This window comes from Spirulina sp. CCY15215, assembly GCF_016888125.1.
Taxonomy (GTDB): Bacteria; Cyanobacteriota; Cyanobacteriia; order Cyanobacteriales; family Spirulinaceae; genus CCY15215.
The window spans coordinates 1-1656 of record NZ_JACSWA010000075.1; the positions used below are offsets into that span (position 1 = coordinate 1).

The 1656-nt window shown below is 49.5% G+C and carries 1 protein-coding gene; it reads right to left on the minus strand.

Translation table 11 applies throughout. The features are described from left to right. On the minus strand, window positions 1–1656 hold a 1656-nt coding region (locus tag JUI58_RS00320; RefSeq protein ID WP_204101765.1), incomplete at both ends, for a DUF4347 domain-containing protein.

Genomic DNA, 1656 nt, shown 5'->3' on the forward strand with positions numbered 1-1656 from the left:
CGGTTGCGCCAACAGAAGGGATAATATTAAACGCTTTTTCTACGACTTTGACGCTAACATCAAGGGTAGAAGGAAGGCTGCTGATAGTGATGTTTTGGTTGCTAATGGGAACGATTTCAAAACCTTGCCATTCAAAGGCTCCCATATCCACCGTACCATTAGCAATACGCGCACCAGGTGCGCCTCGTTGGTCGGTGGTTAAACCTGCGGCTAAGGCGTTACTACCGGCATTGAGGGCGGGACTGGTGAGAGCTAGGGCGTGGGTTTGGGTGGGTCCGCCGTAGTTCCCCAGGGGGAGGAGTTGGGGGTCAACGCCGATGATGTTGTTGCTGCCGGTAATGGTTGCTCCGGTGGAGTTTTCAATCAGGCTGTTAGTAGCAATTATCATTCCTCCCGTTCTTACTTTTAAATCCGGTGCGGTGCCGTTGTCGGTGTTGTTGGCAATAATACTGTTCGTTAAGGTGATATCGCTGTTCGCATACAAACCACCACCACTACCACTACCACCATTGCCACTCACTGTACTGTTCGTTAAGGTGATGTTGTCACGCCCAAACAAACCACCACCCTTATTACCAGAACTATTACCACTCACTGTACTGTTCGTTAAAGTGATATCGCCGTTGTTCGCATACATACCACCACCCTTATCACCAGAACTATTGCCACTCACTGTACTGTTCGTTAAGACGATGCCGGTGTCCGTATACATACCACCAGCCTTATCGCCAGCACTATTACCACTCACTGTACTGTTCGTTAAAGTGATGTCGCGGTTCGCATACATACCACCAGCATTATCGCCAGCACTATTACCACTCACTGTACTGTTCGTTAAAGTGATGTCGCCAAAGTTCGCATACATACCACCACCAGCACCAGCAGCACTATTACCACTCATTGTACTGTTCGTTAAGGTGATATCGCTGCCGCTGTTCTTTACAAACAAACCACCACCCTCTTCACTAGCACTATTGCCACTCACTGTACTGTTCGTTAAGGTGATGCTTCTTTTCGCATACATACCACCACCATCACCAGCCGCACTCCCCCCTGAAATCGTCAGATTTTGAATCGTCGTGGTTCCTGTGGCTGCCGTACTGTTGAAAATTCGGAACGTATTGTTGCCCTGAACCGTTGAACCATTGCCATCAATTGTCAGATCGGCTTGTCCCCAGGTAATAGCCCCTGTTGTGTTGACAGTCCGCGCCGAATCAAACAGAATCAAGTCCCCAGCCGTTGCCGCTCCAATCTCGAACCGCAGGGTTCCCGCCGTATTAGTATCTGCGGAACTCGTCACTGTCCGGGTTGCCAACTTCCCATCCCAAACACTGAGGGTAAGATCGCTAAAAGGCGTGAGGACCTCAATATTTCCCGTGCTGCTTTCTAAGACCCAATCTCCGCCATAGTTGGCACTTCCTGTCGCATTCGTCGAAGCCGCTACATCTGCCCCCGTTAAATGCGCTAAATCCCCAATGAGGGCTTGTCCCGCTTCTCCTAATGCTGCAAAACAACTGTAGAGCAAGATATCTGCCCCTTCATCGAGGGATTTTGCCCAGGTTGCCAACTGTCCGGCATAGTTGTTGATATTTTCATTCGTTACCCATGTTTTCCCTAACCAGAAGTTGCCTTCGTTTCCTTCTGCGGTTATTGCTA